Source organism: Listeria sp. MAN/IMW/UF464 (assembly GCF_058683955.1).
The window spans coordinates 82,336-107,042 of record NZ_JBZWZP010000002.1; the positions used below are offsets into that span (position 1 = coordinate 82,336).

Below are 24,707 nucleotides of genomic sequence, written 5' to 3' on the forward strand. Positions count from 1 at the left end.
TCTATATAGAAGAAAAAAACGGCTCTGGAAGAGAACTCCTCCAATGTATTGCTGCATACTTTTCTTTCTAGTTAGATAATTTAAGTGAATTAGTTTCTCTGCCCCATCGAATATTCCCTCCCAGCAAATGATACTTTAATCTAAATTATAGTTGACTTTACGATTATTGACAATGAATATTATTCAAAAAAAGGTTCAATATGGACTAACGTGAATGCACCTTCGTATTCATTACGGATTTTTTGTTCAACAATTTCAGTGATTTCATGGCTTTTTACTACATTTAAATCTGGATCAACTGCGATAGTTGCATCAATCCAAATACGATTTCCATTCATCCGCGCCTTTATATCAATAACTTTTTTGACATCGGGGACAGAAGCGATTAAATCGTGAATTGTTTCTAATTTGGATACATCAAAGCCATCTGTTAATGTATGAGCTGCATCATAAAAGATTTTGACAGCCGTATAAACAATTAAAACACCAACTAAAAAGGCTGTCACTGAATCGAGCCACGGAACTCCAAGTACTGCTCCGATAATTCCAATGAATGCACCAAAACTAACAAATGCATCCGAGCGATTATCATAAGCAGCAGCTCGGACCGCCTGACTATCAAGTTTTTTCGCGAGTCTATGATTATATAAATAAATAGCGTACATGAATACACCTGAAAAAAGTGCTACAATAGCAGTCAACATGGAAGGTGCAGTGAATTCCTTTTCAATAATATGAACAATAGAACTCCAAATGACTTGAACACCAACTAAAAACATAATAATGGATGCAATTAAGGAGCTAATTGTTTCTGTTCGCCGGTGACCATAAGAATGATCGGCGTCAGGTGGAATTCGTGAAATTCTAAGGCCAATCAGAAGAGCAACGGATGCGACTATATCTGTTGTGTTATTTAATCCATCTGCAAGTAATGCATCAGAATTTCCGAAATGACCAGCTGCAATTTTTAAAACGGAAAGAAATAAGTAAGCAAATATACTTAAAAAGGCGGCTTTTTCTGCTTTTTTTAAATCATTATATCCGTCCATAGTATGTATACCCCTTTCTTTTAACATAAAAGTCCCGCCTACGAGTGGCGGGACAACGAAATCTAAGCCTCTATCAATACGTGCTCTAAATTTTTTACAGATAAGGCAATGTTATCACAGACTTCTTGATAACTCGCCCATTTTTTGGGTAACGCTATTTCTTGTTCTGGATCATCAATGTCCCAATAAATAATTTTTTCTTGTATGTTAGCAGGAAATTGTGGTGCAGTTTCATGTGCAGAATCATAAATTGTTACAATGAGATCAGCATCTGCCAGTAGTTCAGAGCTAGGGGAATAAGACAAGCTTTCAGGTGGCTCAATCGCAAACTCATTCAACGCTTCTGCAATAAATGGAGTTGCTTTGGATTTATGCCAAGAACCGCTAATGAATTTGACATTGCTAAGTGAAAGTTTCTTCGCCCAAGCTTCAGCAATGGCACTTCGAATATGCGTTTGTGATAAAAAGTAGATTAGCTTTTGCGTCATATTCCAAATCCTTTCCGGCTTATTAATGAACCCATGTAAAACTTGCTGCCATTACTAGTTGTACACAGTATATAGGCGATTATTATTACCAAAACACTAGTAATGGTAACATTAATATCTACCCTTTTTAAACTACTGGAAACATTAAAATGAAGAAATTGTAAAAAAGAAGTAAATAAATGTGTAGGAAATATGGATTATTACAAAAATATTACAAAAATCGGTCTAAAGTTGGTGGCATAAAATTGTGTTTTAACGTAAAATACGTGTATAACTGTGTTTACAGTTTTCTTTAATACCGTGTAGAAAGATAGGAGAGTTACATGGACAAATTTAAACAACAACTCATTAAATACATTAAATCATTCTTTGGATTTATTGGAAAATGGATTAGCACCTTATGGCGGAAATTTAGACGCTTCTGGAAAAACAAACATATTGGCAAGATTTTTTTACTTGCAGGACTCGTATTTTTATTAAGTTTTATTATTTATCTTGTTGTAGTAGCTAAGTCCGCAGATATAGATGCTTTGAAAAAAGGCTTAGAATCAGCCACGATTGTTTACGATAAAGACGGAGATAAAGCGGGAGAATTGTCATCAACTGACGCAACCTTTGTATCAATTGATAAAATCTCTAAAAATCTCCAAAATGCAGTCGTATCCATTGAAGACCGACGTTTTTATGAACACAAGGGCTTTGACTTAAAAGGAATCGCTCGTGCTGGAGTTAACCTGATTACAAACGGGGGAATTTCAGGTGGTGGTAGTACTATCACACAACAGCTTGCCAAAAATGCCTTGCTAACCCAAGAACAGACCTTTACGCGAAAAGCGAAGGAAATTTTTATGGCTCGAGAGATTGAAAAAACCTACTCCAAAGATGAAATTATGGAAATGTACTTAAACCGCTCTTACTTTGGAAACGGGGAGTGGGGTGTTGAGAACGCTTCTTTGAAATACTTTGGAAAGCCAGCAGCTGATTTAAACATCCCGGAAGCTGCGACTATTGCGGGACTGCTCCAAGCACCGAGCGCCTATGACCCGTATCAACATATTGAAAAGGCAACTAATCGACGGAACATGGTACTTAATGCTATGGTTGAAACCGGCGATATAACCAAAGCAGAAGGTGACAAATATAAAGCGACCAAAATCGTTTTAAATGACCAATCAAAAGATCCACTTGCAAACAAATATCCTTGGTATGTTGATGCAGTTATCAATGAAGCAGTAAATGAAGCTGACATCACTCAGGATGAAATTATGCAAAAAGGCTATAAAATCTATACGGAATTAGATCAAAACTATCAAACCTCTTTAGAAAAAGTGTATAATAACGATTCTTTATTCCCTAGAAATGCGAACGATGGCACGCTTGTCCAATCAGGAGCTGTTCTAATGGATCCAGCAACAGGAGGAATTAGAGCGCTTGTTGGTGGACGAGGAGAGCACGTTTTCCGTGGATTTAACAGAGCTACGCAAATGAAGGCTCAGCCAGGTTCTACGATGAAACCACTCGCTGTCTATACGCCAGCACTTCAATCGGGTTATAATGTCGATTCGATGTTAAAAGATGAAAAAGTAACGTACAAAGGAAACTATACTCCAACCAACGTAGGCGGAATTTATAATGGAGAAGTCCCAATGTACAAAGCGGTGGCAAACTCAATCAATGCGCCAGCGGTCTGGTTGTTAGATCAAATCGGTATTGACAAAGGTGTTAAATCTGTAGAAAAATTTGGCATCGAAGTACCAGAAAAAGACCAAACACTTGGATTAGCACTCGGTGGTATGAGTAAAGGTGCTTCGCCAGTTGAAATGGCTACTGCTTATGCTACATTTGCCAATAACGGCGCAAAACCAGAATCGCATATCATTACTAAAATTGTTGATCCATCAGGAAATACCGTTTATGAAAATGTTCCAAAAACAAAACAAATTATCTCAAAAACTGTTTCAACAGAAATGACATCGATGTTACTTGACGTAATCAATACAGGGACTGGTCAGAGTGCAGCAGTTTCCGGTCACGAAATGGCAGGTAAAACTGGTTCGACTCAAGTTCCTTTCAATGATACTAATGGGACAAAAGATCAGTGGTTTGTAGGTTACACGCCTAATTTAGTTGGCGCTGTTTGGATGGGATTTGATAAAACAGACAAAGACCATTACCTCACTACAACAAGCTCTGCCGGGGTATCAAGCCTAGCTCATTATGTAATGAACAGTGGCTTGCGTTACCAAAAATCTGCTGACTTTGATACTAAAAGTGCCGCACAAGAAACTGCTGCGAAAAAACAAGAAGAAGAATCCGACAACAATAGTGGCAGTGACTTCTGGAGTGGCGTAAAAGACAAAGCAGGTGAAGCAGGCGAAACGATTAAAAAAGGTGCTGAGAAAGTAAAAGAATTTGGCGGAAAAGTTTCAGATGGTATTGGAAACTTAATTGATTCTATCGGCAACTAATAAAAAGCACATTTTACTTTATTCTTAGTAAAATGTGCTTTTTTATATTGCTTTAATATTATAACTGTTATACAATAAGTATAACAAATAAATGAGGTGAATACATTGGATAAAACGCAAATAGCATTACTAATTCCCGTAATAATTCTTTATTTAGCCTTACTTTTAACAGCGATTATAGATTTAGCTAAAAATTGGCAAACCCGTAAAAACCCTATTATTTGGTTAATTGTCATTATATTTATTAATATCTTTGGTCCAATTGCATATTTTATTTTTGGGCGAAAAGAGGATGAAAGCTAATGAAAAATTTAGAAATCCAAGGACTAAAGAAAAAATATAACGGAAAATGGGTTATTAAAGGAATCGATCTAACTATAAATAATAAAGAATGTGTAGCTTTAATCGGACCAAATGGCGCGGGTAAGTCGACAATGATTAACATGATTGTCCAAATCTTAGCGCAAGACGAGGGTCAAATTAAACTAGATGGCCAAGAAGCAAAGTTAGTGCGTGAGAAAATTGGTTTTTTACCACAATATCCAGAATTTTATGGTTGGATGAGCGCATTAGAATGTCTTCGTTTTATGGGAAAACTGTCTAACATGAAAAAACAAGATTTAGAAGAGCGAATCAAAGAAGTCTTACTACTAGTCGGATTAGCAGATAGTACTAACAAAAAAATTAGCACCTATTCAGGAGGAATGCGGCAACGTCTTGGGATCGCTCAGGCAATTTTACATCGACCGGAATTGCTTGTTTTGGACGAACCGGTATCCGCACTTGATCCAATTGGTCGCCGGGAAATTATCGTGCTTTTAGAAAAACTGAAAAGTGAAATGACAATTTTGTTTTCAACTCATATTTTAAAAGATGCGGAAGAGATTTGTGACCGCATTGCAATTATCAAAAACGGTGAATTAGTTGCGGATAAAACAGTTGAACAGCTTATGCAAGAAGAAAGTTCCCCGGTATTTGATGTTGAATTTATTGGAGATGAGGAAGCTTGGTTAGCGCTTCTTAATCAAAATCAGCATATTGAAAAAATCGAAAAGGTAGGCATGGTTTATCAAGTGTATGCTATAGATAAAAAAGCTGGCTCAGAAGCTATTCTAGAGGCACTATTAAAAACGAAAGGTGAGCTGATTCGTGTAGAAAACAGACACCAAAGTCTAGAAGAAATTTTTATGGAGAAGGTGAGATAATGACGCATTTTAGTGCTTTGCTCGGAAAAGAATGGTTAGAACAGCGGCGGAGTTTGAGAATCATTTGGATGCCAATTGTCTTTGCACTTCTTGGACTTACACAACCATTAATGCTTTATTTTTTACCAGAAATACTTAAAGCGGTCGGAACTGGCGCAGAAGCGGAGCAAGTTGTCGCTTTGATGGGAAATCAATCAGCGCAAGAAGTAATGTCGCAAACACTTGGCTCTCAGTTTGATCAAATTGGAGTTATCATTATGATTGTCGCGGCGATGGCTTGCATTCAAAATGACCGTTCTAGAGGGATGCTTGCTTTTATTATGACTAGACCAGTATCAGCCGTAGAATATGTCCTATCCAAGTGGGTTATGCAGTGTATTGTTGGCTTAAGTTCATTATTCATTGGTTATGTTTTAGCAGCATATTATACGTATTTTTTATTTGGCGATTTAGATATGAATTCTTTGATCGAAGGATTTTTTGTCTACGCACTTTGGTTTGTTTTTGTTATTAGTTTGGTCGTTTTCGCCAGTGCTGTATTTGATAGCAATGCCGTAGTTGCAATGATTAGCGTATTTACAGCCATTCTCTTAGGTGTTATTAGCGGTTTTGGCGGTTGGATACAAATGTTTAATCCTGCTTACTTAAGCAAAAATGCAACCATGCTAATAATGTCAGAAAAAACAATGGACTACTTTATACCAACACTGTTCATTTCAATAGCTTGGATCGCTTTATTAATAATTCTCACCATTGTAATGATTAAAATAAAACCACTTCAAAAAACAGAATAGCGAACATTATTTGTTGGTTTTGCGTAAACATCCGGAATATAATAAAATAGAATAAAAAGGGGTGGCAAAATGGAACGAATTGAACGTGATACACTTGGAGAAATTTCAGTTGATGCAACTAAGTACTGGGGAGCACAAACAGAGCGAAGTAGAAGAAACTTTGCTATTGGTGATAATTATATGCCGAAAGAAATTATCTACGCTTTTGCTCAGTTGAAAAAAGCTGCGGCTAAAGTGAATGCCTTAGAAGGAAAGTTATCCGAAGCGAAATCGGTAGCAATCGGAAACGTTTGTGATCAAATCATTCAAGGTGAACTAGATGAACATTTTCCTTTAGTCGTTTGGCAAACGGGAAGCGGAACGCAAAGCAATATGAACGTTAATGAAGTTATTGCGCACGTTGCCAATTTAACTTTAGGTGAGGGACAAGTTCATCCAAATGATGATGTTAACATGTCGCAAAGCTCGAATGATACATTTCCAACAGCGATGCATATAGCTGCTTATCAAGCTTTAGTAACGAAACTTTTACCAGAAATAACTAAAATGGAAGAAGTTTTAACGACGAAGAAAAATCAATATATGCAGCTCGTTAAAATTGGTAGAACACATTTACAAGATGCGACTCCACTAACGCTTGGTCAAGAAATTAGCGGCTGGGAAGCGTGTCTGACAAATAATAAAAACTACCTTGAGTCTAGTATGAAAGCAATTTTACCACTTGCAATTGGCGGGACAGCAGTTGGAACGGGATTAAATGCCTCCAAAGATTTTGGTGATAAAGTTGCAGAAGAACTAATGAAACAAACTGGTTATCCTTTTACTTCTGATTCTAATAAATATTTCGCTTTAACGAGTCATAGCCCGATTAATTTCGTCCATGGCGCAATTCGCAGCCTTGCTTCTGATTTAATGAAAATTGCTAACGATATTCGTCTACTAGCAAGTGGTCCTCGTAGTGGCATTGGTGAACTAACGCTCCCGGCTAACGAACCAGGCAGCTCCATCATGCCAGGAAAAGTCAACCCTACACAGTGTGAGGCAATTACGATGGTGGCCGCTCAAGTAATGGGAAATGATACAACGATTAATATTGCAGCAAGCCAAGGTAATTTTGAATTAAATGTTTATAAGCCTGTAATTATTTTTAATTTCTTAGAATCTATCACATTACTTTCTGATAGTATGCGCTCCTTCCGAATTCATTGTTTAGAAGGACTAACTGCCAATGAAAGTGTGATTGAAGCTAAAGTAAATGATTCGCTGATGCTTGTTACAGCCTTGAATACACATATAGGTTACGAAAAAGCTGCCAAAATTGCCAAGTTAGCCTTCGATGAAAATACGACTTTAAAAGAAGCAGCAATTAAAACTGGTTTTGTAACAGAAAAAGAATTCGATTTATGGATAGACCCACTAAAAATGACTAATTTGTAATCTCATACTTTAGAATGAACTTCCCTAGAAACAATTGTCGTCTAGGGATTTTTCACGTATAATGAAACCACTTTTACTAGACAAATATTAGGAGATGCAAAACATGTCAGTATTATTTACGATACTTTTAATGGCAGTGATTGGCGGATTTATCGGGGCGATGACGAATTATATCGCTATCCGAATGCTCTTCCGCCCATACAAAGCCATTTATCTATTTAATAAACGTTTACCATTTACACCAGGCTTAATTCCAAAAAGGCGCGATGAACTTGCAGAACACATTGGAAAAGTAGTGGTAAGTCATTTGCTAACAGAGGATGCTATTCGCGCCAGACTATTGGATGAGAATTTACAAAGAGAAGTAACAGAAACCATTACAAAAATGTTTCATGAAAAAATGAAATTAGAAACAACGCCGAACGAATTACTGCACCATTTAGGATACGAAAATGCAGAAGTTCGCTCTATTTCATGGTTAGAAAGAAGGCTAGAGATTGAAATTAGCCGCTTTTTAACAACAAAACAATCAACACAAATGAGCGAGTTAATTCCTTCTATGCTAGAAAACGAACTAACTAAAAAACTACCTCATGTAACAGACAGAATAACGAGTAAAATGAGTGTTTTTATAGCGAGTGAAGCAGGCAAAATTCAGATTAAACAAATGCTTCAAAAATTCTTTGAAGAACATGGGAAAATGGGCAGCATGGCGAGAATGTTCATCAATATCGATAGTTTCTCAGAAAAAATTCAACAAGAGGGCTTAAAACTTATTAACCAAGAAGACACTAAAAATATCATCAACCAATTGCTAACAACTGAATGGCATAATTTTGAAGCAAAAGAGCTACAAGAACTTATTCCAACAGAAAAACAAGCACATTTGGCAGGGCAGCTTACTTCAGAAATTATTCAAGCTGTTCCACACGAAAAACTATTTAATCAACCCATTCAAGGCATACTACGCAATTATGAATCCGCCATTACAGAAAAAATGATTCCTTTTGCAGTAGAGCGAATGCTTGATTTTGTAGCGACTCATAGTGCAGAAATAGTGGAGCGAATGGACTTAGCAAAACTTGTCGAAACACAAATAGCGACTTTTTCATTACCTGAAATCGAAAAACTTGTTGTAGAGATTTCCGGTAGAGAATTAAAAATGATAACCTATCTAGGCGGGATTTTAGGAGGATTTATCGGAATCATTCAAGGAATACTCGCGATGTGGATTTAGTTCTTTTATACTGGAATAACATGCGACTTTTTGTTATAGTGAAACAGAAGTGACAAATACAGATATTTGGAGGATTTATCAATGGCAGTTAATATTTATGATGTAGCACATGATTTAGACAAAGGAATTCGTGAAACACCTGAATTCATAAGCTTACAAGATGCATACCGTGAAGTGAACGAAAATGCGGACGCAAAAGCAAAATTCGAACGTTTCCGTGATGTTCAGGTAACAATCCAAGAAAAACAAATGACTGGTCAAGAAATTGACGACGAAACAGTAAATGTTGCACAACAAGTAGCACAAGAAGTTCAAGAAAATGAACTAATCGTTAAATTAATGGAAAAAGAGCAAGCAATGAGCACAATTATTAATGATCTAAATCGCATTATTATGACGCCATTACAAGACCTATATAACGTAGCAAACGACTAATTTTCATTAATCGAAGTGGTTCTATTATTTGTTATTTATTTAGCAAATAGTAGAACCATTTTTTTATTTGAAATGCTTGTACGTAAAGAGATAGTAAGGTATAATAAGAACGTATATTCGGTTTTTTAAGGAGGCGAAAGTCATGAAAGAAATCAAATTTTTACACATAGCAGATTTGCATCTGGATAGTCCTTTCATTGGGCTTTCGACATTGCCACAACCACTTTTTTCTGCCGTACAAGAAAGCACATTTCAATCGTTGGAACGCATCATAACGATAGCAATAAAAGAAGCGGTGGAATTTGTATTAATTGCAGGAGATATTTATGATAGTGAGGATCAAAGTGTCCGTGCTCAAGCTCGTTTTTCAAAAGAAATGAAGCGATTAGAGCAAGCTGGGATAAAAGCATTCATTATTCACGGAAATCATGATTTTATAGAGAAACATAAGGAAAAACTTCAATTACCTGGAAATGTTCATGTTTTTTCAGAACAAGTTGAAATGGCTGCCATGGAAGCAAAGAATGGAGCAATTGTTCATATTTATGGCTTTAGCTACGGAGAACGTCACATTCGTGCTAGTCGTATAAACGAATATAATAAACAAGGAGAGGCAGATTTTCATATCGGGCTTTTACATGGTTCTGAACTATCAAGCAGTGAAGACCATGACGTTTACGCACCATTTCGCATTCAGGAAATCACTAAAAAAGGATTTGATTACTGGGCGCTCGGACACATCCATAAACGCCAATTATTAGCAGAATCCCCAAGCGTTTATTACCCGGGAAATATTCAAGGACGAAACCGCAAAGAGTCAGGCGGAAAAGGAGCGAGTATTGTCACATTATCGGCGTCAAATACGACCATTGATTTCATAGCAACCAGCCCTATTATTTGGGAAGAAGTAATCATTACCTTGCCTGAAAATAGCGAACTCAATACTTTTTACCGGGAAATCACAAAACTTTTAGCTACATACCAAGGTCAGAGTAATTCCTTTTTTCTGCATGTTATTGTTCAAATGGCCAATAAACAAAAAATAAATACAACTGACTGGCTACAAATGCTTCAAGAAGAAACAGACTTAACGGGAAGCACCTTTATTTGGGTTCATAAACTCACAATAGAACTGACAAACCAAAGCGATTTAAAGAACTGGCATGAGCAGCATTTAGCGAGTAAAGAAATAACTCAAGCTTTCGAAAAGTTACAAGATGAATCAGCTTTTTATCAAACTGTGGAGGCTCTATATTTTGAAAGTGGTGTGAGTAGATATTTAGACGATTTATCAGAAGAAGATCGGCAGTTAATGTTAGACGCAGCTTTGACAGAACTAGGAACGGTGCTTAAAGAAGTGGAAGGTGATGAGAAATGAGAATAACGTCCATTGATATAGTTGGTTATGGCAAATGGTCCGATGCTCATTTTAATCATATTTCGGATTTTCAAGTTATTTTTGGAGAAAATGAAGCTGGAAAATCGACTATTATGGCTTTTATACATAGTATTTTATTTGGTTTCCCAACTAGACAACAATCTATTCCACGTATGGAACCTAAAAACGGCGGACCTTATGGTGGGAGATTGACGCTCGAGGATACACCTATGGGTAAAGTGATTGTCGAACGTTTAAAAGGAAAAGCTACTGGAGATGTACGTATTTATTACGGAGATGGCCAAGTAGCTGGAGAAGAAAAATTAACGGAAATTATTGGAGAAATCGACCGTAATACGTTTGAAGCTATTTTTTCTTTTGATATTCATGGACTACAAAATATTCATCAATGGAAGAAAAAAGAATTTGAGCGATATTTGCTTGCCACAGGTACAACAGGATCAGATGCACTTTTAAAAACGGCTGAAATATTACAAAAAAAATTGGAAGCTCTTTTTAAACCAAGCGGAAGAAATCCTGCAATCAATCAACAACTCAAAAAAGTAAAAGATAGCCAATTAGCGTTTCAAGAAGCCAAAAAACAAAATGCAAAATATGAGTTGCTTTTGGTTGGAAAAGAAGAGGAAAGAGCAAGACAAACTGAATTACAAGAAGAAAAAACCGCTATTCGTGTCGAACTAGATACACTAAATACCTTGCTAGATTTATGGCCCATTTACCAAGAATGGAAGGCACTAAGCGAAAAAGCGGTACCTCTAACCGAAGCTACTTTTCCACCAGATGGTATTATCCGTTTGGAACATTTGCAACTAAGAGAAAAAGAATGGCAAAATCAATTAATTCAATTAGAAGAACGCCAAAAAAACTTGATTAACAAAAATAATTTCGAACATGCTGCTTTTTTTGCTGAAAACGAAGCAGAAATAACCTATTTAATCGAAACTTATGGCGCCTATAATGAGCGCGAATTACAACAAAAAAGTTTAGAAAAAGAGATCAAGTACTATCAAACAGATGCTAAACAAACACCGATGAAATGGACAAAAGAGCTAGATCAAAAAGTACTTCGAATAAAAGAACTAGAGCAAATAAACAAACAACAACAGCATGATATTCAATTAGAATTAAAGCTTACCCAAGAATCAGAAGAAAAATTGCAACAAAAGATCGATAAAATAGAAACAAATATGTGGGACAATAAAAGATTCCAACAAGAAAAAGAAAAAATAAATTCAAAAGAAAAAACATCCGTAACTAAATCGATTGTAGCTGTTGGTATTTTTCTAGCGGCTTTAGTAGTTTTAGTGATTTTTCAATCGATTTGGAGCGTTGCTGTTGTTTTTCTAGCGGCTCTTATATCTGTTTATTTATTAGTTCTTACTAAAACACCCGCGCCTTCTAGCAATCAACAAATTTTAGCGTTTTTAGAACAGCAAAAAATCAGGCAAGAATGGCAACAATTACTGAGCGAAATGGACATTATTGCTTCACAAATCGCACAATTAGAAGAACGACAAAGCAGAATAATCAAATCACAATACGACTATCAATCAGAACTAAACCATTTATTTGATACGTTAGCGATTAATGAACTTCCAGATGAAAACTGGGAGGCTATAGTTCAAACCTACAAAGAACATAGCGAAAAAAATCAATTAGCTGCAGAACTGACATTGAAATTAGAACCATTAGCAGAAAAACAACACTCATACCAGCTCAGATTAGAAAAACTAGATGCACCTATAGAACCTACTAATATTGAAGAAAAAATATCTTTCTTACGCCAAGGTTTGCTATATTACCGAAATAATTTGACCGAAAACGCCAAACTCGCAGAAAAAATGGAACAAGTTACAATGCAATTAAATTTAGTAAAACAAGATCTACTACTTGTTAAAAAGGAAAAAGCGGACTTATTAGAACAAGCCAAAGTAAATAATGAAGACGAATTCCGTGTAGCAGCAATGCGAGTAAAACAAGAACAGCAATGGCGCGAACGTTTAATTCTACTAGAAGCGCAACTCGAACCAGATAAGCGACTAGCATTAAGTCAGTTTTCAGCGCAAGAAGTCATTAAAGAAAAAGAACTTCAACTAGAAGAAAAACTGCGCAAAATAGAATTAGAACAAGAAAATATTCATGCCTCATTGGCTGCAAAAAATCATGAGATAGCAACTTTAGAAGAGGGTGGAACGTTTGCTGCACTCATGCAAGACTTCTATTCAGAAAAAAGCAAATTGCAACAAATGACTCGGGAATGGACAGAAACTAAACTAGCACTTCAAATACTTCAAGAAACTATGCGGAGTTTGCAAGAAGGAAAATTACCAAAAACATTAGCTTTAGCAACTGACTATTTCAACCATTTAACGAATGGGAATTATACAAAAGTGTACTTACAAGAGAACCGGATTCAAGTCGAGAGTAAACAAGTCGTTTCATTCTTCCCAGAGGAATTGAGTCAAGCAACAAAAGAACAACTGTATTTGGCAATCCGTTTTGCATTAATTGATGTTATTCATAAAGATTTTCCATTACCTATAATTATTGATGATGGTTTTGTTCATTTTGACTCGGCTAGAATGGTGCAAATGATGCAGTTGCTCCAAAAAAGAAAAAGCACAAATCAGGTAATTTTTTTCACATGTCATCAAGAAACTCGCAAATTTTTTTCCAGTGAAGACATACGCGTGCTATAATGGTTGGAGAAACTTCTTACTACAGAAAGAAAGAAGGCGATACAATGGAAAAAAGATTATTAGACTATGAAGTTGGGGAAACAGTTGAGTTATTCTTGCTGATTAAATCAAGTGTAAAAGGAACGGCGAGTAATGGAAAACCATTTTTAAGCCTTGTTTTACAAGATAAATCAGGTGAATTAGAAGCAAAACTTTGGGATGTAAAAGAAAGCGATGAAATTAATTACGGGGTGCAGCAAATTGTTCACCTTATGGGAGATATTCAAAATTATCGTGGAAGAAAGCAATTGAAAATCCGCCAAATCAGACAAGCATCACCACTTGATGGCGTTAGCGCTAGTGAATTTATGGAGACAGCACCTATTAATAAAGATGAAATGGCTGACGAAATAACCCAATATATTTTCGAAATGAAAAATGCAAACTTGCAACGAATTACGCGAGCTTTACTAAAAAAATATCAAGATGATTTTTATGATTATCCAGCTGCCATGCGCCATCACCATGAATTTGTTTCGGGATTAAGTTTCCACGTGGTTTCCATGTTGCGTTTAGCTAAATCAGTGGCAGATTTATATCCGACAGTTAATCGCGACCTACTTTATGCTGGTGTTATTTTACATGATTTAGGAAAAGTAATTGAACTTTCTGGACCAGTTTCGACCACTTATACACTTGAAGGTAATTTGATTGGACATATTTCTATCGTCGTTGAGGAAGTAAGTAAAATTGCTGAAGAGCTATCGATTGATGGAGAAGAAGTAGTTGTCTTAAAACACGTACTGTTGTCTCATCATGGTAAAGGCGAGTGGGGAAGTCCGAAGCCGCCACTAGTTCGTGAAGCTGAAATTTTACATCAAATTGATTTAATGGATGCTTCGCTAAATATGATGGATAAAGTATTAAAACATACAAAACCAGGCGAATTTAGTGAAAGAGTATTTGGGTTAGATAATCGTTCCTTTTATAATCCAACTTTTGAATAACAGAAAAGCTGTTCAGGTAGCGTAACTGAACAGCTTTTCTATATAAAAAAACACGATTGGAAACTAGTTCCAATCGTGTTTTTATTTACTTATTTAGATGAATCTTTTGAAGCAGAACCGTCAAAATCTTTGAAAGCATCTTTCAAGTCTTTGTCTTCAACTTTTACGTTAGCATCTTTGTATTCTTTTTTAAGCGTTTTTTGCATGTTTTCTGTAGTTAATTGGGATGCAAGGTAAGATTCTTTAACAGCTTTTTTATCTTTATCAAAAGTTGTTTTTGTAGCTGGTTTGTCCATTTGGATGATGTGGTATCCATATTGAGTTTTTACTGGAGCGCTGATGTCGCCTTTGTTTTTAAGGGCATAAGCTGCTTTTTCAAATGCAGGATCCATTTTACCAGAACCAAATGGTGCTAATTGGCCACCGTTTTCTTTAGTAGCAGTATCTGTAGAATATTCTTTTGCTAAATCAGCAAATTTTGCGCCGTCTTTAAGTTTTTGTTCAACTTCTTTGGCTTTGTTTTCATCAGCTACTAGAATATGGCTTACAGTAATATCTGGTTGCCAAGTTTTGTAGTACTCTTTAAGTGCTTTATCGCTAGTATCAGCATTAGCTTCAGTTGCTTTTTGAACTAACAAGTTGTACTTAAGTTGGCTTTTGAATGATTTCTCAGTTAAGCCACTTTGAGCTAAAACTGCAGAGAATTGATCGCCGTATTGGGATTTGTACTCTTTGAATTTTTTATCAACATCTTCGTCGCTTACTTTGTATTTATCACCAAGGATTTTTTCGAAAGTAAGTTGTTGTACAAACTCAGAACCATATTTATCTTTCATTGCGTCGTAAAGCTCATCTTGCGTTACGTCGCCAGAATCCGTCTTAACGACATTACCGCCGCCACCACACGCTGCTAGACTGAACAATGCCATCATCATGACAAGTCCAAGAATTAATTTCTTCTTCATTAAATAAAACACACTCCTTAGTTGTTGGAATAATTCCCGCTTAACACAATAACTATCATAACATAAATTAAAGATAAAAAGAAAAGATGAAAGAAATTTAATGATATTCTTATGGTTTAGTCAGAAATTAAAATCGAAAAGCCACGTTCTGCACTTTCTACAAAACAATTCTTTGGCATTTTCCATAGTTTTTTAATGTGAGTAAAATCAGAAAAGCTCATTCCAAAGTGGACAGATAATAAAATTAGGAACATTCCCGAGTGCCCAATTGGAGTTATAAGCATTAAAGTGATTAGAATAGTAGTGATAACGACAAAAGGCAAAATTAATGAAAAGATGTAATGCCATTTTGGAATTATCCGTTTAATATTTAATTTTATACAGGGAAGAATAAAGAAATGGATACGCCACTGAATGACTGTACCTTCGCGATATTTAAAGCACCCAATAATATGAAGCAACTTATGAATTGGATAAATTAAAACAATACCCAAAAAGCTCATGAATTGATAATCATTTGTAAGTTGGCCGGGGTACATTAAATGTTGTGTTAAAAAACAAATACATACGGCAGCTAGCCAAACAAGGATACCTTTTAGGAAAAGTCGATTAAACTCATCTCGTCGCTCTGTGTTGATTGATTTTAAGCAGCGCATTGTAAACTTTCCTCCAGTTAAAGCTAAAATAGTGCTCCGTCAGAAGGCACCATAGTATTGTATGCTCAATTGGAATAAAATTCAACCCTTTTTTTAATAAATAATTGCCTAATTTTGACGTTTTTATGAAGGTGATTTTAAGCACAGAAAAAAACTGAGCAAGCGCCCAGTTTTTATACTTATTTATTATCTTTTTTGAGTGTTTTTTCTAAATCAGAAATTGTTTTTTGCATATCTTTAATTTCGTCTTTTAAGCGTTTCTTTTCAGGTTCCATTTCCTCGTTCCACTTAGAAACAGATTCCATAATGTCTGAAGAAACATCTTTAAGTAGTGTTGAGCCTTCTGTGCCAAGAACTTGAACAGATTGAATAAGTTCATTTGCATTGTATGCTAGTTCTTTTAAAATGACACTTGCTTCACCTGATTTAGCAACAATATCTTTTCGAAGTTCATTGCCGGATTTTGGAGCAAATAATACCGAGGCTGCGGCTCCAATTGCCCCACCAGCTAAAATACCAAAAATAAGTGATTTTTTATTCATTTATACTCCACTCCATCCATAAAGTCATTTTAGTCTACTTTTGCTGCGATAAGTTCAGCAATTTCTTGGTAACGTTCTTGTGTATACCAGTCTGCGTTATCTTTCCATTTTAACCCAAAGTCGTCTGATTTGCTATACCTTGGTATTAAATGGATATGACAATGAAAAACAGATTGGTAAGCTACTTCTTCATTATTATTTAAAATATTTAATCCCTGTAGCGGTAAAGCTTCTTTTAAAGCTCGCGCGATTTTTGGCACGCGGCGGAATAATTCAGCAGCCGTCTCTTCAGGTAAATCGAATGTGTTCCTAGCATGTTTTTTAGGAATTACGAGTGTATGACCTTCTGTGACTTGTCCTAAATCAAGGAATGCGTATACTTCATCATCTTCATACACTTTGGCAGAAGGGATTTCACCGCGAACTATCTTGCAGAAAATGCAATCGTCCATTAAGTATGACCACCTTTCACAACATATTAATTATGTACTACTTTAATTTAACATAAAAACGAGTCAAAAGCATGTATGAGATAGTGGACAATGGATTATTTTGACAGTTCAAGGGATGAATATGCTATTATTAACTAAAGATACGTAAGGAGGTATGGAAATGGCTTTAGTAGAAGTAGAACACCTGACGGGCGGGTATACAAAGCGACCAGTCCTAAAAGATATTTCATTTGCGATTGAAGAAAAACAAATTGTTGGATTAATCGGCCTAAACGGAGCAGGAAAAAGTACAACCATTAAACACATAACTGGCTTAATGCATCCAAAACAAGGGACAATTAAAATCAACGGTCACCAATTAGTGGAAGATACAGAAACATATAGAAAGCAATTTTCTTATATCCCAGAAACCCCGGTATTATATGAAGAATTAACATTAAAAGAACATCTAGAATTAACCGGAATGGCTTATGGTCTTTCACAAGAAGAATTACAAGAAAGAATGCCCCCACTTTTAAAAGAATTTCGCTTAGAGAAAAAATTGAATTGGTTTCCAGCGCATTTTTCTAAAGGGATGAAACAGAAAGTAATGATTATGTCGGCTTTTTTAATTGAGCCTAAATTATATATTATTGACGAACCTTTTGTTGGGCTTGATCCACTTGGAATCCAGTCACTACTTAATTGGATGGATGAAATGCGAAGTGAGGGAGCAAGTATTTTAATGTCAACGCATATTTTGGCGACAGCTGAAAAATATTGCGATACTTTTATCATTATTCATCAAGGTGAAATTCGTGCAGAAGGTACTTTGAAAGATTTACAAACGAACTTTGAAATGCCAGGAGCTTCACTTGATGAAATTTACATCCAGTTGACAAAGGAAGAGGAAGCTGATGAAGATGATATTTGACAGTAAAGCGCTCTGGAAGGAACGTTTTAGCGCTTATACTACAGAAGTAATGCGCTATCTCCGTTATATGTTTAATGATCATCTGCTGTTTGTTCTTATCATTGGGCTTGGTGCCGGTATTTTTTATTACGCAGGTTGGGTGAAAACGCTTGAGCCGAGTTTCCCAGTTATTCCGCTGATGGTTATTTTACTTACAGCTTCTATTGCAATTAGCCCAGTCGCAACGCTCCTACAAAAACCGGACGTAGTTTACTTAATCGTTCAAGAAAAAGCAATGGATGCTTATTTTTCTCAAGCAAAAATAGCCAGTTTCTTTATGCAATTGTATGTATTCGTAATCGTTCTCGGTATTTGTATGCCTATGTATGTAGAAGTGACAGGAATACCTTATAGCCAGTTCTTTACATTATTTATCGTGCTTGCTTTACTTAAAGCTTGGAATATTTATTTTGGCTTTGAAAGTATGAAATTGGAAGATGCTGATACGACATGGATGTTTGTTCGCGTTATTATAAATGCTATTTTAATTTATATTTCGTTAATTTCTGCGCCTTTTATTTCGATTCCGCTTGTTCTAGTTGTAATTTTAGCGAGTTATTACTGGATTAAGAAGAAAACTTCTAAAGTGACGCTTAGATGGGAATATTTAGTAGATAAAGAAGAAGCGCGAATGAATCGTTTCTATCGTTTGGTTAATTTATTTACGGATGTACCACACTTACGAGGGACGGTTCGTAGACGGAACTATCTTGATTTCTTATATCAGCCAATTCCTTATGCGAAAAGAAAAACGTTTGCTTATTTGTTTAGCCGCACTTTTGTAAGAACGAATGAATATATCGGACTTTACGTTAGGCTTACTGTAATTGCTGTTATTCTGCTCGTTTTTGTGCAAGGATTTTATTTGAATATTATTTTTTCATTGTTATTCTTATATTTAACTGGCTTTCAATTTATCCCGATGCTAAAACATTATGATGCACAAATTATGTTACGTCTTTATCCGATTGATGATGCTTATCGCCACCGTAGTTTTATTCACTTTTTACGAATTTTACTACTTGGCCAAGCAATACTCTTTAGCCTTATTGGAATTGCCCAAAATGGAACAATCGGCGGGATGGTGATATTAGGAATAAATTTAGCTTTTGTAGCGATTTTTACTTTCCTTTATGCTCCAATCAGAATGAAAAAAATGTACGAATAAAAAAAGCGATTTGGATTTTTGGTCCAAATCGCTTTTTCCTATTTAGCATCATGTGAGAATTCTGGATAATGATAAATATCTTCATGTGAGAAACCAACTTGCGTATTATTTTTTTTCATGATGCTTGTAATTTCTTTGTGTAAAGGAGTTTTTTTCCATTCTTGAAAGAAAACTTCGGAATCCCAAAAAGAAACAATTAAAAACTTATTTGTATTCATCGCTTTGGTAAGCTTCGTGCTTTGTAACCCAGGTGTTTCACTAAAATGTAAGCTAGCATGTTGATACATTTGTAAGAAAATTGGAATCTCTTCATCGCGAAGTTGAATATATTCAAACACAACAATTCCAAAACCTTTTAAAGAACCACTACTTTGTAAAACTCGATACTCTTTACCTTCTTGGAAAAGTTTTTCTCCAGTTGACTCTTGATACAAAAGAGATTGCGAAAAGTTTTGCAGAAGTGTCACATTCTCGCCAATATAATTTTCCAATAGTTGACGAAGATAATGTTCCGTTCCAGTTGTGATAAATACTTTTTTCATGATAAGTCCTTCTTTCAGTTTTATTCAATTAAGATAAATGATTACACCTTTGTTTTCCACGTTTTTCATAATTGAAACAGTAGATAGGCAATTTGTTTGGTTTTATACAAGATTTCTAGTATCCTTTTATCTGGAGAAGTTATTTATTGTTCTGTTGCCTATTGTGTGTAAATGAACAAAGAAGGGAAGCGACTCAATGACAAAAATAACGAACGATTTATTTTTAAAAGCAGCGCGAAAAGAACAAGTGGACCGAATTCCGGTTTGGTACATGAGACAAGCAGGGAGATCTCAACCAGAATATCGTAAATTAAAAGAAAAATATTCGCTATTTGAAATTACTCATCAACCAGAAATATGTGCTTATGTTACTAAATTACCAGTAGATCAATACGGAGTCGATGCAGCAATTTTATATAAAGATATTATGACACCACTTCCGGGGATGGGAGTAGATGTAGAGATTAAGTCAGGCGTTGGTCCAGTCATACATAATCCAATTAGAACTTTCCAAGATGTCGAGAAACTGACGATTTTTAAACCGGAAATTGAAGTGCCTTATGTGCTTGATACGATAAAATTACTAGCTGATGATATGTTAGATGTACCTTTAATTGGATTTGCTGGAGCACCTTTCACGCTTGCAAGTTATATGATAGAAGGTGGTCCATCGAAAAATTATCACCAAACAAAAAGTTTTATGTACCGTGAACCAGAAGTTTGGGCAATTTTAATGGAAAAACTTGGACGCATGACTGCGAATTATTTAATAGCGCAAATTAACGCCGGGGCTTCTGCTGTTCAATTGTTTGATTCTTGGGTAGGAGCACTTAGCCGTGCGGATTATGCGCAGTACATCCGACCTGTCATTGAAATGATCGTTAAAGAAGTGAAAGCTGTTCATCCAACAACACCGATTATTATGCAAGCGGTTGGGGCAAGTCATCTTTTAGCAGAGTGGGAAACAATGCCACTAGATGTAGTCGGTGTAGATTGGCGTGAAACGATTACAACTGCCAGACAAAAAGTACCAACAAAAGCAATTCAAGGAAATCTAGACCCATCCACACTTCTTGCACCAGAAAAATGTCTAGCAGAAACGGAACGAATTTTGCAAGAAGGTATACTAGAACCAGGATACATTTTCAACTTAGGACACGGTGTTTTTCCAGAAGTACCACCAGAAATGCTAAAAAAATTAACTAAGTACATCCACGAAAGAAGCGAAATTCTATTAAAAAAAGGATGATGAAAAATGACTAAAAAAGTAGGTTTACTTGTAATGGCATACGGGACTCCGTATAAAGACGAAGATATTGAACGTTACTACACAGATATTCGTCACGGACATAAGCCAAGTGAAGAAATGATTGCAGATTTACGCGGAAGATACCACGCTATCGGAGGTCTTTCACCACTAGCGAAAATCACCGAAGCACAAGCCTATGGACTAGAAAAAGCATTAAACGACGCGCAAGATGAAGTAGAATTTAAAGCGTATATCGGTTTAAAACATATCGAACCATTTATTGAAGATGCAGTTGCAACAATGCATAAAGATGGTATAGAAGAAGCTGTTTCTATCGTTTTAGCGCCTCATTATTCCAGTTTTAGTGTAGAAGCATATAACAAAAGAGCAAAAGATGCTGCTGATAAATTGGGCGGTATTCATATTCAAGCAATTAATGATTGGTATAAACAACCAAAATTCATTCAAATGTGGGCTGATAGAATAAACGAGACAGCTAAACAAATTCCAGCAGATGAGTTAATAGACACTGTATTAATTGTTTCCGCACACAGTTTACCAGAGAAAATTAAACAACATAACGATCCATACCCAGACCAACTTCAAGAAACAGCGGATTTAATTTTTGATAAAGTAGCAGTACCTCATTATGCGCTAGGTTGGCAAAGTGAAGGGAAAACCGGGGAACCTTGGCTTGGACCTGATGTACAAGATTTAACAAGAGAACTTCATGGCCGAGAAAAATACAAACATTTTATTTATACGCCAGTTGGTTTTGTCGCAGAACATTTAGAAGTACTTTATGATAATGATTATGAATGTAAAGTAGTAACAGATGAAGTTGGTGCAGCTTACCACCGACCTCCAATGCCAAATGCTGACCCTGAATTTTTAGAAGTTTTAAGAACGGTCGTTTGGGATGCATACACAAAATAAAAAAATGCGCCGGGATATTCGTTATTCCGGCACTTTTTTATAAAAGAAAGAAAACGTTTTCAATATTTTTAGCTAAATACTATGAAGTTTTAATCAGATTCTCATCTTTGCCGGACATAATGATAACTATAGAAAGACAGGAGGTTCACCCAAATGAAAAACAAGGCAGAAAAACAAAGAATTGCCACTAATTTGTCACTTTATATGAAAATAAATGGATATACTCATAGAACATTCGCGCTTGCAGTCGGGATTTCCCAAAACACTTTGAAAGCATTAATGATTGGGAAAATGAGAAACGAAAATAAATTCCAAAAATACATAACACAAATTACAGAAAGTTTGACATTAGACGAAAAATTCTTTGAACAACCAAAAGAAGCGATTACAGCAGCACCTATCACTTTTCAAGATACAAACAAAATGCATCTTGGAGACGAAAAATTCAATGCTATCAGCTTAATGTTAAAAATTGGCGAAATTCATTACGAATCATAAAAAGCTTGGGACTAATAATCCCGAGCTTTTTTATATGCCGTAAAATAGCAAGATTCAGGGCTTGACGAACCTCACTAACTCACGTAAAATGAAGACAATTTTCAAAATAGGAGTGTGACACATGATTAGAAAACTAACTGTATCTGATAATGAAGAAGTAATGGCACTTTTAAAACCCGAAGCAACCCTCAATTTATTTATTATTGGGGATATCGAAAATTTTGGTTACGAGAGTGATGTGCAAGATCTTTGGGGCGAATTCGATTCATCAGGTAAATTACATGCATTGTTACTTCGATTCGATACGTTTTTCTTACCCTATTCAAAAGACGCTAATTTTGATGCAAAAGCTTTCTCAGAAATTATTGCTAAGCATGATACATATGAAGTTAGCGGTATTTCTCGTGTCACAAAGGAACTAGAACCATTTTTACCAGAGCTTGCCGAAAAAAGACAAGACACTTATTTTTGCGAATGCGAACATGTAAATCGTATTTCTGTAAATCAAGACGTTATTGTAAGAACGGCAGTAGCAGAAGACGTAGCTCCAATTATTAAAATGCGCAAACACATTAAAGAATTTGGTTCGCGCGATGAAAATGAAGAATTAATTATTCGCCAAATTGAAAAAGGCGTGAAACGAATTTATTATATTGAACAAGACCAAGAAGTAGTTGCTGTAGCTGAAACATCGGCAGAAAATTCCTTTTCAGCAATGATTACAGGTGTAGCGACAAGTGATGGATATCGACAACGCGGTTTTGCAAGTACGCTTCTAAAAAAATTATGTTGCGATGTATTAGCAGAAGGAAAGAAACCATGTTTATTTTACGATAACCCAGTTGCTGGTGAAATATATCACCGCCTTGGTTTTGAGCACACAGGAGATTTTGTTATGTATAAATAACCTTTACTTTGCATCCGTAAGATTGGTATGATGGATATATTATGTTAGTAAAGGATGAATAATGTGAAACCACGTGGAATTTGTTTTTTTGATATGGATGGAACACTGTTAAATAGTGAATCCAAAGTACTTGATACCTCGCTTCAAGCACTTGATAAACTTCGAGAAAATAATGTTATTCCTGTTATTGCTACTGGTCGGACCCTTATAGAAATCAGTCATCAAATGAAAATTACCGGCATTGAATCCGCAGTAATGATGAACGGACAAATGGCTATTTTTGAAGGAGAAAAAGTGTATGAAGATGTGATTGATGCTGATTTACTTGATCGTTTGACGGTTGAAGCTAAATCACAAAATGTAGAGGTTTGCTATTATAATGATAAAAGAATTGGCGCAACTGCAAGCACACCAGTTGTAAAAGCGCATTATGATTTTTTAGGTGAGCCAATGCCAAAAGTAAGACCTAATATGTATAAAGAAGAAACAATCAATATGGCACTTCTATTACTTGAAACTGGTGATGATTATTTTCCAGAACGTTTTCCAGAATTACAATTTGTTCGCAACACACCATTTAGTAATGACGTCTTAAGAAAAGGCGGATCTAAAGCAGTTGGTATTTCGAAGCTACTTGAAGTTATGGGCTATCAAAATGTTCCAACCTATGCGTTTGGAGATGGCATGAACGACTTAGAGATGTTTGGCGCTGTGGATTATGCGATTGCAATGGAAAACGCCGTACCTTTATTAAAAGAAAAAGCTGACTTTGTAACGAAAGACAACAACAGCGATGGAATAATGCTTGGCTTGAAACAATTTGATTTAATTTAGAGAAGTGCCTCGTGCGCTTCTTTTTTTATGAAATTTCCAACGCAAGACCGATAGAATTGTAATAATTATTTTGATATAATAAAACTAATCAATTGAAGAGGAGAAATGTTCATGAACGAAATCAATCACACATCCGAGCAAGTAAACACAGAGAAAAAAACAGAAAAACAAATTATTATGCAAAAAATACTTAATTGGTTTGTATTTTCTTTGCTACTTGCATCTATCGGTGCTGCGATTGGGAGTAAATTAAGTCCAGAACTTTATTTGCCTCTTGTCGTGTTAGAAGTCGCGTTACTTATCACAGCAATGGTAGTGCGTCGAAGTAAAACAATTAATAAAGTGGTGGGGTACCCAGTAGTACTAGCATTTGCGTTTGTCACAGGCTTAACGCTTGGACCAACTTTGACATATTATTTTGGTGCAGGACAAGGTGCCGCCGTTCTGATGGCATTTGTTACAGCAACTATTACATTCACAACATTAGCTTTTATTGGCGCAAAAATGAAAAAAGACTTATCTTTCTTAAGTAGCGCATTATTCGCTGCGATTATTATTCTTATCATCTTTAGTTTTGCTGGAGTATTTTTACCACTAGGTTCTATGCTGACAACTATTATTTCAGCAGGTGGGACAATTATTTTCTCATTATACATTTTGTATGATTTTAACCAAATTATGAAGCGCGATGTGGAACTTGCAGATGTACCAATGCTTGCGCTGAATTTATACCTTGATTTCCTTAACTTATTCATGTTCTTACTCCGCCTATTTACAGGTCGTGATTAAGAAATTCTGAAGATCTGCCA

25 protein-coding genes are annotated in these 24,707 nt (G+C 35.7%); 18 read left to right on the forward strand and 7 right to left on the reverse strand.

The window, feature by feature from the left end; all coding sequences use genetic code 11:
- Positions 1 to 179: 179 nt before the first annotated feature.
- A complete protein-coding gene (locus AC4PG0_RS07650) occupies positions 180 to 1,049 on the reverse strand; it encodes a cation diffusion facilitator family transporter (protein WP_003768024.1) in 870 nt (289 codons plus the stop codon).
- 62 nt (positions 1,050 to 1,111) lie between these two features.
- On the reverse strand, positions 1,112 to 1,537 hold the full coding sequence (locus AC4PG0_RS07655; RefSeq protein ID WP_003768022.1) for a low molecular weight phosphatase family protein: 426 nt from the start codon (positions 1,535 to 1,537) through the stop codon (positions 1,112 to 1,114).
- 323 nt (positions 1,538 to 1,860) lie between these two features.
- Here AC4PG0_RS07655 and AC4PG0_RS07660 point away from each other — a divergent pair, with 323 nt between their 5' ends.
- The 10 genes from AC4PG0_RS07660 (at position 1,861) to yhaM (ending at position 14,197) form a co-directional block, all read left to right on the forward strand.
- A complete protein-coding gene (locus tag AC4PG0_RS07660; protein ID WP_003769860.1) occupies positions 1,861 to 4,005 on the forward strand; it encodes a penicillin-binding protein 1A in 2,145 nt (714 codons plus the stop codon).
- Between the two features lie 105 nt (positions 4,006 to 4,110).
- The gene (locus AC4PG0_RS07665) at positions 4,111 to 4,308 is read left to right on the forward strand and encodes a PLDc N-terminal domain-containing protein (protein ID WP_003763578.1); all 198 of its coding nucleotides are present in this window, start codon (positions 4,111 to 4,113) and stop codon (positions 4,306 to 4,308) included.
- A complete protein-coding gene (locus AC4PG0_RS07670) occupies positions 4,308 to 5,210 on the forward strand; it encodes an ABC transporter ATP-binding protein (protein WP_185482342.1) in 903 nt (300 codons plus the stop codon). Before AC4PG0_RS07665 ends, AC4PG0_RS07670 begins: the two co-directional genes overlap by 1 nt.
- On the forward strand, positions 5,210 to 6,004 hold the full coding sequence (locus AC4PG0_RS07675) for an ABC transporter permease subunit (RefSeq protein ID WP_003769851.1): 795 nt from the start codon (positions 5,210 to 5,212) through the stop codon (positions 6,002 to 6,004). The genes AC4PG0_RS07670 and AC4PG0_RS07675 overlap by 1 nt, the downstream gene beginning before the upstream one ends.
- 69 nt (positions 6,005 to 6,073) lie before the next feature.
- Positions 6,074 to 7,441, forward strand: coding sequence for a class II fumarate hydratase (fumC, locus tag AC4PG0_RS07680; protein WP_492167720.1), 1,368 nt, complete (start codon positions 6,074 to 6,076; stop codon positions 7,439 to 7,441).
- A 103-nt stretch (positions 7,442 to 7,544) separates the two neighbouring features.
- A complete protein-coding gene (locus AC4PG0_RS07685) occupies positions 7,545 to 8,678 on the forward strand; it encodes a DUF445 domain-containing protein (protein WP_492167719.1) in 1,134 nt (377 codons plus the stop codon).
- A gap of 81 nt (positions 8,679 to 8,759) precedes the next feature.
- Positions 8,760 to 9,113 carry a YlbF/YmcA family competence regulator gene (locus tag AC4PG0_RS07690; RefSeq protein ID WP_003763567.1) on the forward strand — a complete coding sequence of 118 codons (354 nt, stop codon included), beginning with the start codon at positions 8,760 to 8,762 and terminating at the stop codon, positions 9,111 to 9,113.
- Between the two features lie 142 nt (positions 9,114 to 9,255).
- The gene (locus tag AC4PG0_RS07695) at positions 9,256 to 10,491 is read left to right on the forward strand and encodes a metallophosphoesterase family protein (RefSeq protein WP_492167718.1); all 1,236 of its coding nucleotides are present in this window, start codon (positions 9,256 to 9,258) and stop codon (positions 10,489 to 10,491) included.
- Positions 10,488 to 13,211, forward strand: coding sequence for an ATP-binding protein (locus tag AC4PG0_RS07700; protein ID WP_492167717.1), 2,724 nt, complete (start codon positions 10,488 to 10,490; stop codon positions 13,209 to 13,211). Before AC4PG0_RS07695 ends, AC4PG0_RS07700 begins: the two co-directional genes overlap by 4 nt.
- A 44-nt stretch (positions 13,212 to 13,255) precedes the next feature.
- Positions 13,256 to 14,197, forward strand: coding sequence for a 3'-5' exoribonuclease YhaM (gene yhaM, locus AC4PG0_RS07705; RefSeq protein WP_010991127.1), 942 nt, complete (start codon positions 13,256 to 13,258; stop codon positions 14,195 to 14,197).
- Positions 14,198 to 14,286: 89 nt separating this feature from the next.
- Here yhaM and prsA2 read toward each other — a convergent pair whose 3' ends face one another.
- The 4 genes from prsA2 to AC4PG0_RS07725 form a co-directional block, all read right to left on the reverse strand.
- Positions 14,287 to 15,162, reverse strand: a complete 876-nt coding sequence (gene prsA2 / locus AC4PG0_RS07710) for a post-translocation chaperone PrsA2 (RefSeq protein WP_003768004.1) — start codon at positions 15,160 to 15,162, stop codon at positions 14,287 to 14,289.
- A gap of 116 nt (positions 15,163 to 15,278) precedes the next feature.
- Complete coding sequence (locus tag AC4PG0_RS07715; protein ID WP_003763561.1) at positions 15,279 to 15,818, reverse strand: DUF3267 domain-containing protein; 540 nt, start codon at positions 15,816 to 15,818, stop codon at positions 15,279 to 15,281.
- A 179-nt stretch (positions 15,819 to 15,997) separates the two neighbouring features.
- Complete coding sequence (locus AC4PG0_RS07720) at positions 15,998 to 16,360, reverse strand: YtxH domain-containing protein (RefSeq protein WP_003720598.1); 363 nt, start codon at positions 16,358 to 16,360, stop codon at positions 15,998 to 16,000.
- Positions 16,361 to 16,389: 29 nt separating this feature from the next.
- Positions 16,390 to 16,812, reverse strand: coding sequence for an HIT family protein (locus AC4PG0_RS07725; protein WP_003763560.1), 423 nt, complete (start codon positions 16,810 to 16,812; stop codon positions 16,390 to 16,392).
- A gap of 160 nt (positions 16,813 to 16,972) precedes the next feature.
- Between AC4PG0_RS07725 and AC4PG0_RS07730 the strand changes: the two genes are divergently transcribed.
- Positions 16,973 to 17,725, forward strand: a complete 753-nt coding sequence (locus AC4PG0_RS07730; protein WP_003763559.1) for an ABC transporter ATP-binding protein — start codon at positions 16,973 to 16,975, stop codon at positions 17,723 to 17,725.
- Positions 17,709 to 18,932 (forward strand): ABC transporter permease, encoded by a 1,224-nt coding sequence (locus AC4PG0_RS07735; RefSeq protein ID WP_045553955.1) that lies wholly within the window; start codon positions 17,709 to 17,711, stop codon positions 18,930 to 18,932. The genes AC4PG0_RS07730 and AC4PG0_RS07735 overlap by 17 nt, the downstream gene beginning before the upstream one ends.
- A 38-nt stretch (positions 18,933 to 18,970) precedes the next feature.
- On the opposite strand, the gene AC4PG0_RS07740 is transcribed toward AC4PG0_RS07735, so the two are convergent.
- The gene (locus tag AC4PG0_RS07740; protein ID WP_492167716.1) at positions 18,971 to 19,474 is read right to left on the reverse strand and encodes an antibiotic biosynthesis monooxygenase family protein; all 504 of its coding nucleotides are present in this window, start codon (positions 19,472 to 19,474) and stop codon (positions 18,971 to 18,973) included.
- Positions 19,475 to 19,670: 196 nt separating this feature from the next.
- Between AC4PG0_RS07740 and hemE the strand changes: the two genes are divergently transcribed.
- The 6 genes from hemE to AC4PG0_RS07770 all read left to right on the forward strand — a co-directional run bounded on the left by hemE (position 19,671) and on the right by AC4PG0_RS07770 (position 24,687).
- Positions 19,671 to 20,723 (forward strand): uroporphyrinogen decarboxylase, encoded by a 1,053-nt coding sequence (gene hemE / locus AC4PG0_RS07745; protein WP_160464409.1) that lies wholly within the window; start codon positions 19,671 to 19,673, stop codon positions 20,721 to 20,723.
- Between the two features lie 6 nt (positions 20,724 to 20,729).
- Complete coding sequence (gene hemH / locus AC4PG0_RS07750) at positions 20,730 to 21,659, forward strand: ferrochelatase (RefSeq protein WP_045553954.1); 930 nt, start codon at positions 20,730 to 20,732, stop codon at positions 21,657 to 21,659.
- A 153-nt stretch (positions 21,660 to 21,812) separates the two neighbouring features.
- Complete coding sequence (locus tag AC4PG0_RS07755; RefSeq protein WP_003769825.1) at positions 21,813 to 22,157, forward strand: hypothetical protein; 345 nt, start codon at positions 21,813 to 21,815, stop codon at positions 22,155 to 22,157.
- A 121-nt stretch (positions 22,158 to 22,278) separates the two neighbouring features.
- Positions 22,279 to 23,064: a GNAT family N-acetyltransferase gene (locus AC4PG0_RS07760; RefSeq protein WP_003737284.1), complete on the forward strand. Its 786-nt coding sequence runs from the start codon at positions 22,279 to 22,281 to the stop codon at positions 23,062 to 23,064.
- A gap of 63 nt (positions 23,065 to 23,127) precedes the next feature.
- Positions 23,128 to 23,898: a Cof-type HAD-IIB family hydrolase gene (locus AC4PG0_RS07765; RefSeq protein ID WP_492167715.1), complete on the forward strand. Its 771-nt coding sequence runs from the start codon at positions 23,128 to 23,130 to the stop codon at positions 23,896 to 23,898.
- A 111-nt stretch (positions 23,899 to 24,009) separates the two neighbouring features.
- On the forward strand, positions 24,010 to 24,687 hold the full coding sequence (locus tag AC4PG0_RS07770; RefSeq protein WP_492167714.1) for a Bax inhibitor-1/YccA family protein: 678 nt from the start codon (positions 24,010 to 24,012) through the stop codon (positions 24,685 to 24,687).
- The last annotated feature ends 20 nt before the right edge of the window (positions 24,688 to 24,707 follow it).